The organism is Streptococcus canis, assembly GCF_900636575.1.
GTDB classification, from domain to species: domain Bacteria; phylum Bacillota; class Bacilli; order Lactobacillales; family Streptococcaceae; genus Streptococcus; species Streptococcus canis.
In genome coordinates, this window is sequence record NZ_LR134293.1 from 76,302 (window position 1) to 92,561 (window position 16,260).

A 16,260-nucleotide genomic window follows, 5' to 3' on the forward strand; every position below is an offset into this window, starting at 1 on the left:
CCTATTTGTCATAACCAATAAAACATCACTATCTCACTAACCTTTATATCACAAACTCTATTATCAAACAAAGCTCAAAAAATTAATTAAGAGTGGTGGTGTTCTTTCATTTATTTTTTTAAGCCTCTCATGTTATGTGTAAGAAGTAAGGCTGTTTCTTTATTTTTTGACAATCGAGAGGAATTCTAATGAAATCACGTCGTCTCATCTTTACTGGTTACCTAATAGTAGCAACCTTATCGTTGATAAACCTGTCTCCAACAACTGTCACTGCTGATAGCTGGCAGCCTATCACAGCAAAGCCACAAGAATCCGTACCTGATAAGCATGCTCAAAACGAAGACCCTAGTTTACCATAGTACATCACTCTTGAAACATCAAGACCAGTTTTTGAACCTTCTTTTCAGAGGGTAAAGCATGCCCCCTATAAACAATCAATTTTGCTGGTCCATTTTAGTCAAAAAGATATGATTTCATCGACCTTTCCTTAAGCTATCTCTCTTCGACAAAGCAGGTAAGATAAACACAGCTTAGTTAGTCTCAATCAAACCAAATACACTTCAAGACACAAAAAACTAGGACAAGTCCTAGTCTTTTACAATCTATTAAAGTGAGTTAGGATCAACCTTGATACCAACACCTTGTGTTGATGTGATTGAGATGTTTGTCATGTAAGTTCCTTTAGCTGTTGCTGGTTTAGCTTTAGCCATCACATCGTGGAAAGCTTTGAAGTTTTCAACCAATTTGTCAGCGTCAAATGAAACTTTACCGATAAGAGCTTGTACGTTACCTGCTTTGTCAGCACGGTAAGTGATTTTACCACCTTTAGACTCTTCAACCGCTTTAGCAACATCCATTGTTACTGTACCAGTTTTAGGGTTTGGCATCAAGTTACGAGGTCCAAGGACACGTCCAAGACGACCTACGATAGCCATCATGTCTGGTGTTGCAATAACAACATCAAAGTCAAGCCATCCGCCATTGATTTTAGCAACAAGATCATCTTCACCAACGAAGTCTGCACCAGCAGCTTTTGCTTCTTCAGCTTTGGCACCACGCGCAAAAACAAGAACGCGTTGTGTTTTACCAGTTCCGTTTGGCAACACCATTGCACCACGGATTTGTTGGTCTGCTTTACGAACATCGATGTTCAAGTTATAAGCAACCTCAACAGACGCATCAAATTTTGCAAAATTAGTTTCTTTTACTAATGCTACAGCTTCTTCTACACTGTACGCTTTTGTGCTATCTACTTTTTCAAGCGCAGCACGCATTTGTTTGCTTTTTTTAGCCATTTTAAAATTCTCCTTGTAATGTGGTCATATCGATTTGATTTAAAATCTCCCACGTCACTCATCTCTTATGATGAAGTCGTGCGGGTAATTGGGGTTCTTACCGATTAGTCAGTGATAGTGAATCCCATAGAACGAGCAGTACCTTCGATCATACGCATTGCAGCTTCAATGTTTGCAGCGTTTAAATCTGGCATCTTAGTTTCAGCAATTTCTTGTACTTGTGCACGAGTAACTGTCGCAACTTTAGTTTTGTTAGGTGTACCTGATCCTTTTTCAACACCTGCAGCTTTTTTCAAAAGAACAGCAGCTGGTGGTGTTTTAGTAATAAAATCAAATGACTTGTCTTCGTAAACTGAGATAACAACTGGGATAATCATACCAGCTTGATCAGCTGTACGAGCGTTAAATTCTTTAGTGAATCCCATAATGTTGATACCTGCTTGACCAAGAGCTGGTCCAACTGGTGGAGCTGGTGTAGCTTTACCAGCAGGGATTTGAAGTTTTACAAGTTTTTCGACTTTTTTAGCCATTTTAAAAATCCTCCTGTTGTGGTTTTGGCGGTAATTAAGATTTTTACCTCCCACAGATATGCAAATTGCATACTCTATCATTATAGCTTATTGTTAGAATAAATCAAGTGTTTTCTTCAAAATATCTGATTACCATTCTATTTTTACAATACAGTTGGTCACAATTCTTCCTAGAAGAGAATTCTCTAGGCTAAAGACAAGTATCAGTTTACAAGTAAGCTATTTGAGTATAAAATAGACCTATGATGATTTATAAATTAATTGCTCTGTCTTTTCTCATATTGACCCCTCTTTTTGCTATGGTATTAACCTCTCTTTTTAAACTTGATAAAAAAGGGGTTAAGTTCCCAGATATAGCATTTTTACTCTTTGCGATCGAAATTGTTCTGGTCTCAGGAAAGTTTTTCACCCATAATTTACTGCCCTACTATCTCATTATCATGTCTTTACTAGCCATGGTTATTTCCCTATTGTTAGTCATTCGGAGTCAATCTTTTTCTTATCATCGCTTTATGAAATTATTTTGGCGCGTTGGCTTTCTGATAACCATCGTCTTCTATTTGATTTTAGTTATCTTCATTTTGACCCTAGCTTAGCAGCTTGCTCTCTTGCTAGCCCCATTCATAATAGACATAGAAAACCTCAAATCCTTTAAGGGATTTGAGGTTATTTTAATTTGTTTGTAACACTTTGCGAGGTTTGGTGCCTTCTGCTGGACCAATCACACCTGCTTCTTCCAATTCGTCCATTAACCGCGTTGCTCGGTTAAAACCGACTGATAGACGTCTTTGAATCATCGAAGCACTAGCTTTTTGCGTTTCTAAAACTAAAGCTTTCGCTTCTTCAAAAAGAGGATCTCCCTCAGCAGCTCCGCCATTTCCAGAAGCGCCATTGTCGGAATCACTGACCTCTCCAGGATCAAAACTATCATCATAATCCGCTTCTGCTTGATCTTTGATAAAGTTAACAATCCGTTCCACATCATCATCTGAAATGAAGGAACCTTGCAAGCGGACAGGATGGTTTTCATCAATCGGCTTAAAGAGCATATCCCCACGCCCTAAGAGTTTTTCAGCACCATTTTCATCAAGAATTGTTCGACTATCAGTTCCCGAAGAGACTGCAAAAGCGATACGAGACGGTACGTTAGCCTTAATCAAGCCAGAGATAACGTCCACAGAGGGCCTTTGAGTTGCAAGAATCATATGAATACCTGCGGCGCGCGCCTTCTGTCCTAGACGGATAATGGCATCTTCCACTTCTTTACTGGCTACCATCATCAAGTCAGCCAACTCATCCACGATAACGACAATTAGAGGCAGCGGAATTTGTTTTTGCTCAGATTGTCTATTGTAATCCTCCACCTTGGCATTATAACCAGCAATATTACGAACCCCAACTTTACTAAAAAGTTCGTAGCGGTTTTCCATCTCGTCAACCACTTTTTGCAATGCCTTGCTGGCTTTGCGAGGATTGGTCACTACTGGAATCAACAAGTGAGGAATATCATTATAAACAGACAACTCTACCATCTTTGGATCGACCATCAAAAACTTCACTTGGTCTGGTCTAGCCTTCATTAGAATACTTGAAATAATGCCATTAACAGCAACAGATTTACCAGAACCGGTAGAACCAGCTACAAGTAAATGAGGCATTCGTGTTAAATCAAAACTTCTAGCACTGCCATTAACAGCTTTCCCTAAAGGAACTTCCAAAAGTTTATCATCTGAGGTATTGGACTGCTCCCAAAGTTCACGGAAAGAAACGGTAGCAATTTCAGAGTTTGGCACCTCAATCCCAACCAGAGATTTCCCAGGAATCGGAGCCTCAATACGAACATCTTTAGCAGCCAGAGCAAGCGCCAAATCATCTGCGAGATTTGAAATGCGATTAACCCGTACCCCAACAGCTGGCTTGATTTCATATTTGGTTACGGAAGGACCGATTTCTGCCCGTTCTACCTTGACATCAATCCCAAAACTTTGGAAGGTGTCTTCGAGCACTTTAATGTTTTTACGAACCAAATTTTTCTCTTTGGATTGGTTTTTGGGCTTATCCGCTGCAAATAAATCAATGGTAGGAAGTTTGTAAAGAAGATTGGACTTCGGAGTGAAATCAACCTCAACAAGTTCATCATTGTCCTCAGCGTCCATGGCTTCCTGTAAGGGATCCGACATGGTAGCAGCTAGCATGTTCTCTTGACAAGCCTCAGCTAAGTCTTCTTGATCAAATAAACGATGGTCATTTTCTTCCAGAGACCGATGAGAATCGTAAGCAAAAATTTCTGGTTCTGCCAATAAATCGTCTGAAAAGGCTGAACCTTGAACTTCTTCAATAATTTCACCAGTTTCAGGGTCAACTCTCATTTCGGCTAGGCGTCTTTCTTCTTCCTGAGCTTGTCTTTCTGATTCTTCCTGTTCAGCAAGTAGTTTACGTTCTTCACGTTCGATAAATCGTTTTTCTTTGTTAGCTTGGTAAGAAGCGACCATTTTAGCAAAACAGTCTTTGACAAAGTGGCTGACATCTTCAATATCCCAAGGGGTCATTAAAAAGAAACCAAGCAGTATAAAAAGAAGACCAATGAAGTAAGAACCGATATTAGAAAATAAAAAAGCGACAGGCTTGTAAAGGAGAGCGCCAATCATTCCTCCCCCTACAAATTCGTCCACACGAAAAGCCAGCAAGTCCTTGGTAATCAAACTAGCTGTTCCTCTAAACACATCTTGATGAAACATCTTGGGCCTGGTGAATAAATAAGCATGCCATTCAATTAGAAATCCCAAAAAAGCAATGATAAAGCCAGCTATCAAGCCATCTTTTTGCCGTAACCACTTAAAGAAAAAGAGGTAAATCAAAAGGGCCAGCATAAAAGGATATGCTAAACTCCCCACTAAAAAACGAATGACATTATAAGCAGTAATACCAAAAACACCAAGACGAATCATGGCAAAAACAAGTAATAACGCTAATAGTATAGAAGAAATCATTCTCTTAATCGCACGTTGTTTTTCGATTTCTGCTTTTGTTAAGCGCTTCTTAGGCGCGCTTTTTTTCCTTTGAGTTCTTTTAGCCATGATATTATTATACCATTTTTTTAACATTAGGAAATAGATGCTAAAAAAGCTTGAGATTTTTAAGTTTATCCTCCTCATCTTGTGCTATAATAGCATGCGTAAGATCCTTTTTAGGGATTATCATATCCTAGGGCAAGAAAAGTTTAGTTTTAATCCTTTAACTACTTTTTTCTCCTTTAGTTATGATAAAATAAAGAAAAATATTCCTAGGAGTAACCATGAAAAAATTATTATCCCTAAGCCTATTAGCTGTTAGTTTACTTAGTTTGAGCGCTTGCGAATCCGTTGATCGTGCCATCAAAGGTGATAAATACGTTAACGAAAAAATGGCTAAAGAAGAAAGCGAAGCAGCTTCCAAAGCCTACGAAGAAAACATTCAAAAAGCTCTTAAAGCTGATGCAAGTCAATTCCCACAATTAACGAAAGACGTTGGGAAAGAAGAAGCTAAGGTAATATTGAAAACAAGCCAAGGTGACATTACCCTTAAACTATTTCCTAAATACGCCCCACTAGCTGTTGAGAATTTCCTTACTCATGCTAAAAAAGGCTACTACGATAACCTTACTTTCCACCGTGTCATCAATGACTTTATGATTCAATCAGGTGACCCTAATGGGGATGGCACTGGAGGGGAATCTATCTGGAGAGGAAAAAACAGTAAGAAGGATTCTGGTAATGGCTTTGCTAATGAAATTTCTCCATTCTTATATAATATTCGTGGTGCTCTTGCTATGGCAAATGCTGGCGCTGATACAAACGGTAGTCAATTTTATATCAACCAAAGCAAAAAAAATCAGAGCAAGGCACTGTCAAGCGCAAACTATCCAAAACCAATTATTTCTGCCTATGAACAAGGGGGAAATCCAAGTTTAGATGGTGGCTATACGGTTTTTGGTCAAGTCATCGATGGCATGGATGTGGTTGACAAGATTGCCGCTAGCCCAGTTGGCCAAAACGACAAACCAGAACAAGATATTACCATTACCTCAATTGACATCGTCAAAGATTATCGTTTTAAAAAGTAACTAACAGGTATTCTTTAAAAAATCAACCATCGAATTGATCGATGGTTTTTTCTCATCAAAAAAACACCTCTCCGGTAGAATTAACCGATAACAGTAACTCCGTAAGGTGTTTGGGATAACTCATTATTAGGAAACTTTTTCCTTTTTCATCATCAGCTTCTTAAGATACCCCTGCTTAGGTGAAATAAAAAAACTAATCAAGAAGATGACTGCTGATGTCAAAACAATACTTGACCCTGCAGCGACATTAAAGGTATAGCCTAGATAAAGTCCTAAAATAGAGGTCAAGGCTCCTAGCGAAGAGGAAATTACAAGCATGACCTTCAAGCTATTAGCATAAAGATAGGCTGTGGCCGCTGGTGTAATTAATAAAGCCACAATCAAGATTGTACCAACACTTTGCATGGCAGTTACTGCCACTAGAGTTAACAAAATCATGAGGAGATAATGATAGGCATTCACATTCATCCCCATTGATTTTGCTAAGATAGGGTCAAATGAAGTGATCAATAACTCTTTAAAAAAGAGGATAATAACTCCTAATACTAAAACAGATACTCCAATCGTAATCCATTTATCACTATCTTGCACAGCTAAAATATTACCAAATAGAATGTGAAAAAGGTCAGTTGAACTATTGGCAACACCTATCAAAATAACTCCCAAAGCTAGGAATGAGCTAAAGGTTATTCCAATAGCAGTATCTCCCTTAATGACAGAATTTTCTTTGATATAGGTGATAATAACCGAAGCCAATAAACCAAAGACAATAGCACCAATAAAGAAATTAATACCTAAAATAAAGGACAAGGCAACTCCTGGTAAAACAGCATGGGAAATAGCATCACCCATGAGAGACATGGATCTGAGAATGATGAAACAGCCGACAGCACCAGATACAATACCAATGACAATGGCTGTTATTAGGGCATTTTGTAAAAAATGATAGGACATTAAGCCCTCAAAAAATTTCATAGACATTTACATCATCTCCTTTCCTAAAATCAAATGATTGCCATAGGCCTTTGACAAGATATCAACTGTAAAAACATCGTCAACATTACCATAAGCCACCAAGTTTTTGTTTAAAATCAAGAGTTTGTCAAAGTAATGTTCAACCTTGCTTAAATCATGGTGCACAATCAAAATGGTTTTTCCAGCTGCTTTAAGTTCTTTCAGGAGATCCACAATGATTTTTTCACTGACCGAGTCAATGCCGACAAACGGTTCATCTAAGAAAATATAGTCAGATTCTTGAATTAGGCAACGAGCCACTAACATGCGTTGAAATTGTCCCCCAGAGAGGGATTTTATTGGACGATTCCCAAAACCTGCTAAACCAACTTGCTCTAATAAACTTTCCACACGATCAAATTCTCTTTTACCAACACGACGAAAAAGACCTAACTTGCTGTAAGTCCCTAATGCAATACATTCTTTAACAGTTATTGGAAAATTATAGTCAATCATGCTACGTTGTTCAACATAGGCCACTGTATGCCCAAGCTTACGACCATCCTTATCATCAACAGTTACTTGGCCACTATAATCAATCAGATTTAAAATGGACTTCATAAAGGTTGATTTTCCTGCTCCATTTGGACCAATGATGCCGACGATAGCAGGTCCTTCGATGGTTAAACTGACGGCATCTAAGGCTCTACTGTCACCATCATAAGTAACAGAAAGATTGTTAGTTGTAATCATTTTTGTCTCCTTTACACAAATAAAACAAAGCACAACACTAAAATCGCTGTGCTTTATGTTTATCTTATTTGGCTAGACCTTCAGAAATTTTATCAAGATTCCATTTCATCATAGCATAGTAGCTATCGCCATCCTTACCTTTTTTAGCAACTGAATCTGTAAAGATTTCAGCATAAATTGGAATACCGCTATCTTTAGCAACAGTTTCCATCGGACGTCTGTCAACACTTGATTCCACAAAAAGAGCTGATGGTTTAACAACTTTTAATTTTTCAATCAGTGATGAAATTTGATCTGGAGTTCCTTCTTCTTCGGTGTTAATTTCCCAAATGTAAGCTGATGGCACACCGTAAGCTTTTGAAAAGTACTTGAAGCAGCCTTCGCTAGTGACAATTAATTTTTTATTTTGTGCAATGGCGTCAAATTTTGACTTAGCTTCTTTATCAAGTTTTTCCAACTTAGCGACATAAGCTTTGAGATTTTTTTGATAGATTTCTTTGTTCTTAGGATCCTTGGCCATCAATTGTTTAGCGATGTTCTTAGAATAAATAATCCCATTTTCTAGGTTTAACCAAGCATGTGGATCTTCTTTTCCTTTTTCGTTTTCACCTTCCAAGTAAATCACATCAACGCCGTCAGAAACAGCAAAGTAGTCTTTGTTCTTTTTCTTTTCAGCATTCTTAACAAGCTTTGTAAACCAAGCCTGGCCACCATCTTCTAGGTTAATACCGTTGTAGAAAATCACATCAGCATTGCTGGTTTTCTCTACATCTTCTGGTAATGGTTCGTATTCATGAGGGTCCTGACCAATTGGCACAATGCTGTGCAGATCAATGTTATCTCCTGCAATATTCTTTGTCATATCTGCAATAATAGAATTGGTTACCACTACTTTCAATTTGTCGCCTTTAGCAGTCTTTGTACCAGTTGAAGAACAAGCAACTAAAAGGAAGACAGATAAAAAGGCACCCAAAATGAGGCTAATTTTCTTTCTCATCACATTTCTCCTTAGGATGTATTATTTAATTAATTAGGTGTAGTTAATTATGGTATTAGGATATCCTCTTTTTGGTTTTTTGTCAAGATTTTTTCATAAAAATCTGATATAATAATGATTATAAATAAGAGAAAGGCATAATGATATGACGCCTAATAAAGAAGACTATTTGAAATGTATTTATGAAATTGGGGAACAAGAATCTAAGATCTCAAACAAAATGGTGGCTGAGAAGATGCAAGTCTCTGCACCTGCCGTTTCGGAAATGATTAAAAAAATGATTTCACAAGGATGGATTGTTAAGAATAAGACAAAGGGCTATTTGTTGACAGATAAAGGCCATGTCCTCGTTGCTAATCTTTATCGCAAGCATCGTTTGATTGAAGTTTTTCTGATTCACCAATTAGGCTACAACGCTCAGGAAGTTCACCAAGAAGCTGAGGTTTTGGAACATACGGTTTCAGATACCTTTATTGACCGCTTGGATGAAACCCTTGGTTTTCCAACTTTTTGTCCTCATGGAGGGACAATTCCACGTCAGGGACAAGCACTCATGGAAATGAATAACACAACCCTTAACACAATTACTGAGTTGGGTAATTTCCGTCTGAGTAGGGTTCATGACCAATTTGATCTAATCCAATATTTGGAAGCGCATGACCTTAAAATCAATACTGAGTTAGGCTTAACTCAAATTGATACCTTTGCAAAAACCTACACTATTCAATATTTGGATAAGGAATTGATTATTCCTGAAAATATTGCCAAGCAATTGTATGTGACTGCCCTTTAAAACGTGGCGCAAAAACCAAAAACCCCTAGTTCCTGACACTAACAGTCAGAATCTAGAGGTTTTTGTGCTTTTATAGCAAATGTTAGACGGATAGACTATTTAAAAATGTCATCAAGGTTTGAGCAGACTTTTTACCAGCCTCAATAATGAATTGATCAAAGGTAATATTGGCATCATGGGCCGCTGTATCACTCATGGCTCTAACCACAATAAAAGGTTTTCCTGTGGCATGAGCAGCTTGTGCAATGGCCGCTCCTTCCATTTCGACTGCCAAAACAGTTGGAAAGGCTGCCTTGATAGCCTCAATTTTTTCTTGACCAGCAATAAAGCTATCTCCTGTTGCAATAAGGCCGACCTGACTGCCTGCTTTTTCCTGTTCTAGAACCTTTTTAAAGGTAGCTACAAAGTGTAGGTCACAATCGAAATACAATGGCTGCGCCGCCATTTGCCCATAGGCATAACCAAAGGCAGTCACATCCACATCATGATAGACCAATTGTTCTGCCACCACAACATCACCAATGGCTAGTTCAGGGGAAACAGCTCCTGCTGAACCTGTATTGATAATCGCTTCTGCCTGAAAATGGTCAACCAAGATAGCAACTGTCATAGCAGACATGACCTTACCAATACCTGATTGTACTAAAATAAGATCATGTTGCCCATAGTGACCAGTGTAGTAGGTATTTGAAAGCACCTGGTGTTCTTGACAATCTAAGAGATTTTCTAAGAGTAGGCGTAGTTCCTCCTCCATTGCAGCAATAATTCCAATTTTCATACGATTTCCTTATATTTTAAAGATAAAAAGCGGCATAAACTAGAAGAGCAATTAAGATAAGCACAGCAAGGAGAAGCACGTTTAATTTGGATTGAAACTGACTACGTTTGGCATTTTCGATCCGACGACTCTTATAGATGCGTTCTTCCTCATCATGATTAGGAAGGGTCATGATTTTAGTGTCAAAATCAGCGTAGTCATCCGCTTCAAACGTTTCTCCATGTTTGGCCTTTTCAATCACCTCATCTGTTAATAAGGGTTTTCCCATTACTGGTCACCTCCTAAATGCAAGGCATAGTATTGCAAGGCAATCAAGGTTTTAGCATCCACAAGTTTACCTTGGGCAACCAAGTCCATACACTCCTTGTAAGACAACTCTAAAACGTCAATCACTTCATCGACATCTTGAGGTTTTGGATTAGCTATTTTTTCCAAATCTGTTGCCAGATAGAGCTTGATTTTTTCATTGCAAAAACCAATGGCTGTGTAAAATTCATGTAGAAAGGACAGATTGCCAGTATAGGCTGTCTCTTCTTCTAATTCACGCGCAGCAGCTTCTAACTCTAAGCCATCTTCACCAATTTCTAATTTTCCTGCTGGAATTTCATAAGAAATCGCTTCGATAGCTTTACGGTACTGTTTGACAATCACAATCTTACGATCAGGAGTGACGGCTAGCACAGCTACCGCTCCACGGTGGAAAATCAATTCTCGCTTGGCTTGTCCCAGATTGTTGGGAAGTTCGACATCGTCAACAACAACTTTAAAAATCTGTCCATCAAAAATGTCTTGTCTTCTCAGTGTTTTTTCTTCAAATGCCATGATTGTCCTCCTTAATGAATCTTATCTTATGACCTTGTTTTGCTTGGGTGGTGCGGAAGACGTTTAGCATAATCTTCCTTAATGACTTGGCGGCTACGCCCAATAGCAATGCTGTCGGCAGGTACTGTCTTAGAAATGGTTGATCCTGCTGCTGTCAGAGCATTGTCTCCAATTTCTAAAGGAGCGATAATGGTTGAATTGCTACCAATAAAGGCATGGTCCCCAATAACAGTTTGGTGTTTGTTTTGACCGTCATAATTTACTGTGACAGTTCCAGCGCCAATATTAACTTCGGAACCCACTTGCGCATTTCCGATATAAGTCAGATGACCTGCTTTGGTTTTTTCTCCAATATGAGAACCTTTCACTTCAACAAAATTTCCAATATGGACTTCTTTAGCGAGAGTAGTCCCTGGACGAAGATGGGCATAAGGACCAACCGTTACTCCTGCTGCTAAAACAGCTGACTCAATCATTGAGTTGGTAATGACGCTGCCTTCACCGATCTCAGAATCGACGATATAAGTCCCATTGGTCAACACACATTCAGCTGCGATATGTGTGCGACCTTTCAAGGTAACATTTCCTTCAATCAAAACATCTGGCGCAATGTCAACATCACTTTCGATATAAACCGTTTCTGGATTTTGGAAAGTCACTCCATTAACCATGTGCTTTTGAGTAATGCGTTGGCGCATCACTGCTTCAGCGGTTGCTAGGGCAACGCGGTCATTGACACCAAGGCTTTCATTAAAATCTCTTAGGGTATAGGCTCCAACCTTTTCTTTATTTTCTCTAAAAATAGAGATAACATCGGTTAAATAATATTCTCCCTGCGCATTATTAGTATTAATGTTTTTGAGGGCCTCAAACAAACGCTTGTTATCAAAGACATAGGTTCCTGTATTAATCTCTTTAATTTGTTGTTCAAAATCGCTAGCATCTTTTTGCTCAACAATCTTGATTACTTCGCCATCGTTGTTACGAATAATACGACCATAGCCAAATGGATCTTGAGCTGTCGCCGTTAAAATGGTCGCAACATTTTTATGGTTAACATGAAAGTCAATCAAGCTCTTCAGGCTTTTTCCAGTGATTAAGGGAGTGTCCCCTGCAATAACTAGCGTATGCCCTTCTAGTCCTACTAACTTCTCTTCTGCCATCATGACAGCATGCCCAGTCCCTAATTGCTCTGTTTGAAGCACAAATTCTGATTGATCTGCTAAAACTGCACGTACCATCTCTGATTTATGCCCGATAATTGTCACATTTTTTTCAGGTTGAATTGCTGCTACGCTTCTAAAAACATGTTCCAACATGGTCAAGCCAGACACTCGATGAAGAACCTTGGGAAGGTCAGATTTCATACGGGTACCTTTACCCGCTGCTAAAATAATTGCATAGTTTGTCATAAGTTTTTCCTTAATAATGATATCAATACCATCTCATTATAGCATATTTTCCACTTTTTTCCTGAAACTTCCTAGCTTTTACGCCGAGTTTAGGAGCCTTTTTTGAAGAATTGAGCCTTAAACAAACAGATAAATGGCTATTGTCTGTTTGTTATACTGTTCAAAATGCTTAATTGTTGATGATTTCTTCTTTGCATTTGACCAAAATCAAATAGTCAATAGCTGAGAAAACAGATAAGGCTGCAACAACAATGTAAACCCAAAACCAACCGAAGCTATCTGCAAAGATTGGCATTCACCAATCTGCTCCCATATTGCCAACAAAGCAGGCTGGTACCCCGACAAAACTAATGGCAGGCCCCGCAACATTTAATTGTTATAGTGTAGCAGAGTTGTTTTTCGGTATCAACGCTTTCAAGATTTTTCTATCTCGTTTTCCTCTCTCTAGTAACAGGATTTCTGAACGGTTTTGGGTTAACTGGTTTGAAATTATTATTTCCCAAAAGAGAACAAACTGCTTAAGTATCTTTCTGCTTGACAAGTCCTCCCAATTCCTGAACAAGCTTCTTTCCTAAAAAATTAATAACTCCCCAAGAATTAATAAAGGATGCTTGATCTGAAATAACCACATTAGCATCTAAATGCTGTGATTGGAGATAAGTAACAGTTTTACAAACACTGACCTCCCTCGAAAAAAAGCCATTGCTCCTCAGAACAACCGCTTTTTAGTGTCTATTAAGAATGAGCAGCTCGCTCCAACACAGCCATGACAGCTCGGCTATGTTCCAAAGCCTGATCCACTTTTTTAAAGTCTTTTTCGTCAATCATTTGGGTGAACGCGACAAACTCCTCATACATGCGGTGGTCATGTTTATTAAGATTAACCACCTTTGCTTCGTGACCGTGCAGACTTAACTGAACCTGAGGAAGGGTATTCGTTGCTCCGAGAACTGCCAGTGAGCCTTTGTTACCTTGGATAGTTGATTTGATTTCTGCTGTGCAATCCTTGGCTCCAATACATACCACTTTAAACTGCCCATAGTCCATGACAAGCATGCCCGAGGTATCGACGCCCTTTTCCATATTAGCTAAATATTGAACCGTTTTAGGCCTACCAAATAAGCCTACCACAAAATGAATATTGTAAATATTCAAATCACGTAGAGCCCCACCACCTTTTTGAGGGTCAAAGGCTGGCGCGATGTCACCTCGTTTGAAGGCATCGTAGCGTGAAGAATATTGTGAATAATTGCACTCCACAATTTTAATATCTCCAAGTTGGTCAATATGCTCCTTAATAAAGGTCATATTGCTCAAATATTGATTAGTAATTGCTTCTAACAAAATGAGCTTTCGTTCTTTGGCTAGAACCACTAGTTCATCTAATTCCCCTGCTGTCATGGTAAAAGGCTTTTCACAGATCACGTGTTTGTCGGCTAGAAGAGCCTTTTTTGCCCCCTCATAATGCAAATGGTTTGGAGTGGCGATATAGACCGTGTCAATATCTTCTAATTCAAGAACAGTCTCAAAATCACTTGTCGCTGTTGGAATAGCAAAGCTTTTTGCTAATTTTCTAGCCACATCTACACTACGAGGCGTGGAAACAATAGCGTTAAGGTCAATACCCTTAATTTCCTGTAAGACAGGTAAAAGGTCTTTGACAATCATACCGGTCCCTAAAATGGCTAATTTCATCTTAATCTCCTAACTGTGGGTAAACCACTTGAAATTCTTCTAAAACAATAGGACTTTGTTCAGAAAAAACAAGCCCTACTTCTTCAAAATAAGGTTGAAAAAAGTCCTGATGAGCCTGTCGCCACCAAGCTAAACTTCTATCCCCTTCTCCCTCTTTGTAAGCATGTTCTACTGATACATCTTGGAAAGGAAGGATCGACACTTTGGTAATATAAATGATGCAAACAGCTTCCCCTTGACCATCTAGCACCACATCATAAGTGCCTTCTTGAGGAAGGGGTTCCTGATCCAAAGCATAGAGGTCATAGGCAGAAGCCGTTGCTGTTTTAGTTCCTTCTAAGACTAGCTGAGCTAATAAATCCGGTTGGACGCCAAAGGCCCAAGCATCAATCTCATCACCAATATTGGGATTAATCTCTTTATAAGCTTGCCATAATTCTTCTGCTGTCATTTTTTCTCCCTCAAACACCTTCATTTAAACAGCTGATACGATGCCAACAACACATTTGAAAGCTTTACGAGACTTGGTCTGCTGTTTGATACCTTCTTTGACATCCACAATCCAAACAGTATAGCCCAGCCAAATTCTAAGGTAAATCGATCTCGGCCGAATGGCACCTGAAATGCCTCTAACTTCAGTTTCTGTTCCATCATCTTTTTCGTATTCTGTGCGAACCAGCCAGAAATTGCCTAAGCCAATCTCAATCTATTTGGTCATTTTAAACTCCAACCACCATCAATTTTAATAATTTCCCCTTGCATCGCTCCTGCTTTCCCAGAAGCCAAATAAAGGGTAAGCTCAGCAATTTCTGCTGGGTCTAACCAACGCCCGATGGGAGTTTCATCAGCCACCCATTGTGCCAGACCTCCAGGTTCAAAATCAGCTTGTGTCATGGCGGTTCTAACGGCACCAGGTGCAATGCCAAAAACTTGAATACCAAACTTGGCATAGTCAAGAGCTAACTGACGGGTAAAACCTGCCAAGGCGTGCTTGCTGGCTGTATAAGCTATCCCACCGCCACCTGCTAGGAAACTAGCGATAGAACACATGCTAATGATAATGCCAGAACCCTTAGCGACCATTTGGGATAAGTAATGGCGAGTGATACGCATCGTAGCAAACAGATTGACCTGAAAAACCTTGTCAATGTCGGCATCATCAATCTCGAGCAGTGGCTTATAGCCGTCGAGGATTCCAGCGGTGTGACATAAGATATCCACACTTGGTGCAAAGTCGTGAAGCGCAGCTAAATCCCCGCTAATATCCAGTTGCAAAAACTGAAAGTCACCGGACAAGTCGGGGCGGCCTGACTTGTCAACGCCATAGACAGCGTAGCCATTCTCCAAAAATAAACGAGCCTGTGCCAATCCGATGCCTGATGATACTCCTGTGATGAGGACGCGTTTAGTCATGGACTTCTACCCAATCGGTGGCTAGCACATCACATGGGGTCGGAGCCCACATGGAGAAGCCCTCCCCTTCACCAGACACGTTAATCAAGAAATAAGGGGTCACCTCAAGAGCCTGCCCATTTTGTTCGAGACTGTCAAAGAGTTGCACATAGTTTTCAGCTCCTCCCCAACCTGTCCGAACGTATTTTCTCTTTGCTTTAAGGCCTGGTAAAATCTCTTCAAATGTCATATTTGTCTCCTTTAATGTCTGTAATCGTTGATATAATAATCTTTTTAGGCAGTCTATAAACTCCTAAAAATAAATTTGTAGCCTTTTTGTGGACTCACAAGGATTCATAGCATTGTCTAAATATTAAACCCCTTTACTCTGAGATTTTCTAAACACTCTTCTAAATATTTTTGATCGTGTTCTGGGTAAATTGGTACCATGATGATGTCATCTTGCAATACAAAACACGCTGAATCAGTCAAACCGCGATAAAGAGGGGCTTTCCATTTATTATCAGGCTTATATCCTCTTTTTCCATTTCATCCATGATTAAGCAGTGGTATTGGTAAAGCTTATATGGTAAATAGTTAAACACATAATTAACGGTTGCGTGAGGGCACCACCACCCTACCTCTCAGCGCCGCGCATTCTCTATGTTGACCTAATAATTGCTGACGTGGTAATTGACTGATAATTTCTTCATGCCATAATCTCATTGGTTAGTTTC

At 39.3% G+C, this 16,260-nt stretch carries 19 protein-coding genes and 2 pseudogenes; 4 read left to right on the forward strand and 17 right to left on the reverse strand.

Annotation, left to right across the window (positions count from 1 at the left end; translation table 11 throughout):
* The first annotated feature begins 188 nt into the window (after window positions 1-188).
* Complete coding sequence (locus EL097_RS10530) at window positions 189-359, forward strand: hypothetical protein (protein WP_003047049.1); 171 nt, start codon at window positions 189-191, stop codon at window positions 357-359.
* Between the two features lie 246 nt (window positions 360-605).
* Here the strand turns inward: EL097_RS10530 and rplA are convergent, their stop codons facing one another.
* A complete protein-coding gene (gene rplA / locus EL097_RS00345) occupies window positions 606-1,295 on the reverse strand; it encodes a 50S ribosomal protein L1 (RefSeq protein WP_003047047.1) in 690 nt (229 codons plus the stop codon).
* A 104-nt stretch (window positions 1,296-1,399) separates the two neighbouring features.
* Window positions 1,400-1,825, reverse strand: a complete 426-nt coding sequence (rplK, locus tag EL097_RS00350; protein ID WP_093998415.1) for a 50S ribosomal protein L11 — start codon at window positions 1,823-1,825, stop codon at window positions 1,400-1,402.
* Between the two features lie 242 nt (window positions 1,826-2,067).
* Here rplK and EL097_RS00355 point away from each other — a divergent pair, with 242 nt between their 5' ends.
* Window positions 2,068-2,421: a DUF3397 domain-containing protein gene (locus EL097_RS00355; RefSeq protein WP_003047042.1), complete on the forward strand. Its 354-nt coding sequence runs from the start codon at window positions 2,068-2,070 to the stop codon at window positions 2,419-2,421.
* 75 nt (window positions 2,422-2,496) lie between these two features.
* On the opposite strand, the gene EL097_RS00360 is transcribed toward EL097_RS00355, so the two are convergent.
* Entirely contained in the window at window positions 2,497-4,902 is a 2,406-nt protein-coding gene (locus EL097_RS00360) for a DNA translocase FtsK (protein WP_003047039.1), read from the reverse strand.
* 218 nt (window positions 4,903-5,120) lie between these two features.
* On the opposite strand from EL097_RS00360, the gene EL097_RS00365 reads away from it, so the two are divergent.
* Window positions 5,121-5,927: a peptidylprolyl isomerase gene (locus EL097_RS00365; protein ID WP_003047037.1), complete on the forward strand. Its 807-nt coding sequence runs from the start codon at window positions 5,121-5,123 to the stop codon at window positions 5,925-5,927.
* A 126-nt stretch (window positions 5,928-6,053) separates the two neighbouring features.
* Here the strand turns inward: EL097_RS00365 and EL097_RS00370 are convergent, their stop codons facing one another.
* The 3 genes from EL097_RS00370 to EL097_RS00380 all read right to left on the reverse strand — a co-directional run bounded on the left by EL097_RS00370 (window position 6,054) and on the right by EL097_RS00380 (window position 8,631).
* Complete coding sequence (locus tag EL097_RS00370) at window positions 6,054-6,908, reverse strand: metal ABC transporter permease (protein ID WP_003047035.1); 855 nt, start codon at window positions 6,906-6,908, stop codon at window positions 6,054-6,056.
* The gene (locus tag EL097_RS00375; protein WP_003047032.1) at window positions 6,909-7,634 is read right to left on the reverse strand and encodes a metal ABC transporter ATP-binding protein; all 726 of its coding nucleotides are present in this window, start codon (window positions 7,632-7,634) and stop codon (window positions 6,909-6,911) included.
* Window positions 7,635-7,698: 64 nt separating this feature from the next.
* Entirely contained in the window at window positions 7,699-8,631 is a 933-nt protein-coding gene (locus tag EL097_RS00380) for a metal ABC transporter substrate-binding protein (RefSeq protein WP_003047030.1), read from the reverse strand.
* A gap of 145 nt (window positions 8,632-8,776) precedes the next feature.
* On the opposite strand from EL097_RS00380, the gene EL097_RS00385 reads away from it, so the two are divergent.
* A complete protein-coding gene (locus EL097_RS00385; RefSeq protein ID WP_003047027.1) occupies window positions 8,777-9,424 on the forward strand; it encodes a metal-dependent transcriptional regulator in 648 nt (215 codons plus the stop codon).
* 82 nt (window positions 9,425-9,506) lie between these two features.
* Here the strand turns inward: EL097_RS00385 and EL097_RS00390 are convergent, their stop codons facing one another.
* From EL097_RS00390 to EL097_RS00440, 11 genes and pseudogenes are all read right to left on the reverse strand, one after another.
* Window positions 9,507-10,202 carry a 5'-methylthioadenosine/adenosylhomocysteine nucleosidase gene (locus EL097_RS00390; RefSeq protein ID WP_003047025.1) on the reverse strand — a complete coding sequence of 232 codons (696 nt, stop codon included), beginning with the start codon at window positions 10,200-10,202 and terminating at the stop codon, window positions 9,507-9,509.
* Window positions 10,203-10,218: 16 nt separating this feature from the next.
* Window positions 10,219-10,470 carry a cell wall synthase accessory phosphoprotein MacP gene (gene macP, locus EL097_RS00395; protein WP_003047021.1) on the reverse strand — a complete coding sequence of 84 codons (252 nt, stop codon included), beginning with the start codon at window positions 10,468-10,470 and terminating at the stop codon, window positions 10,219-10,221.
* Window positions 10,470-11,024, reverse strand: a complete 555-nt coding sequence (locus EL097_RS00400; RefSeq protein ID WP_003047017.1) for an NUDIX hydrolase — start codon at window positions 11,022-11,024, stop codon at window positions 10,470-10,472. The genes macP and EL097_RS00400 overlap by 1 nt, the downstream gene beginning before the upstream one ends.
* Window positions 11,025-11,050: 26 nt before the next feature.
* Window positions 11,051-12,436, reverse strand: a complete 1,386-nt coding sequence (gene glmU, locus EL097_RS00405) for a bifunctional UDP-N-acetylglucosamine diphosphorylase/glucosamine-1-phosphate N-acetyltransferase GlmU (protein ID WP_003047016.1) — start codon at window positions 12,434-12,436, stop codon at window positions 11,051-11,053.
* 169 nt (window positions 12,437-12,605) lie between these two features.
* Window positions 12,606-12,809 (reverse strand): annotated as a pseudogene (locus tag EL097_RS11090) (MFS transporter); the annotation flags it as partial.
* A gap of 362 nt (window positions 12,810-13,171) precedes the next feature.
* Complete coding sequence (locus EL097_RS00415; protein WP_003047005.1) at window positions 13,172-14,131, reverse strand: Gfo/Idh/MocA family protein; 960 nt, start codon at window positions 14,129-14,131, stop codon at window positions 13,172-13,174.
* 1 nt (window position 14,132) lies between these two features.
* Window positions 14,133-14,582 (reverse strand): ASCH domain-containing protein, encoded by a 450-nt coding sequence (locus EL097_RS00420; RefSeq protein WP_129544906.1) that lies wholly within the window; start codon window positions 14,580-14,582, stop codon window positions 14,133-14,135.
* 24 nt (window positions 14,583-14,606) lie between these two features.
* Entirely contained in the window at window positions 14,607-14,837 is a 231-nt protein-coding gene (locus EL097_RS00425) for a DUF3977 family protein (protein WP_223824852.1), read from the reverse strand.
* A gap of 8 nt (window positions 14,838-14,845) precedes the next feature.
* The gene (locus EL097_RS00430; RefSeq protein WP_003046995.1) at window positions 14,846-15,544 is read right to left on the reverse strand and encodes a 3-oxoacyl-ACP reductase; all 699 of its coding nucleotides are present in this window, start codon (window positions 15,542-15,544) and stop codon (window positions 14,846-14,848) included.
* Window positions 15,537-15,773: a DUF2829 domain-containing protein gene (locus tag EL097_RS00435; protein ID WP_003046992.1), complete on the reverse strand. Its 237-nt coding sequence runs from the start codon at window positions 15,771-15,773 to the stop codon at window positions 15,537-15,539. The genes EL097_RS00430 and EL097_RS00435 overlap by 8 nt, the downstream gene beginning before the upstream one ends.
* Window positions 15,774-15,889: 116 nt before the next feature.
* Window positions 15,890-16,249, reverse strand: a pseudogene (locus tag EL097_RS00440) (TIGR02328 family protein).
* Between the last annotated feature and the right edge of the window lie 11 nt (window positions 16,250-16,260).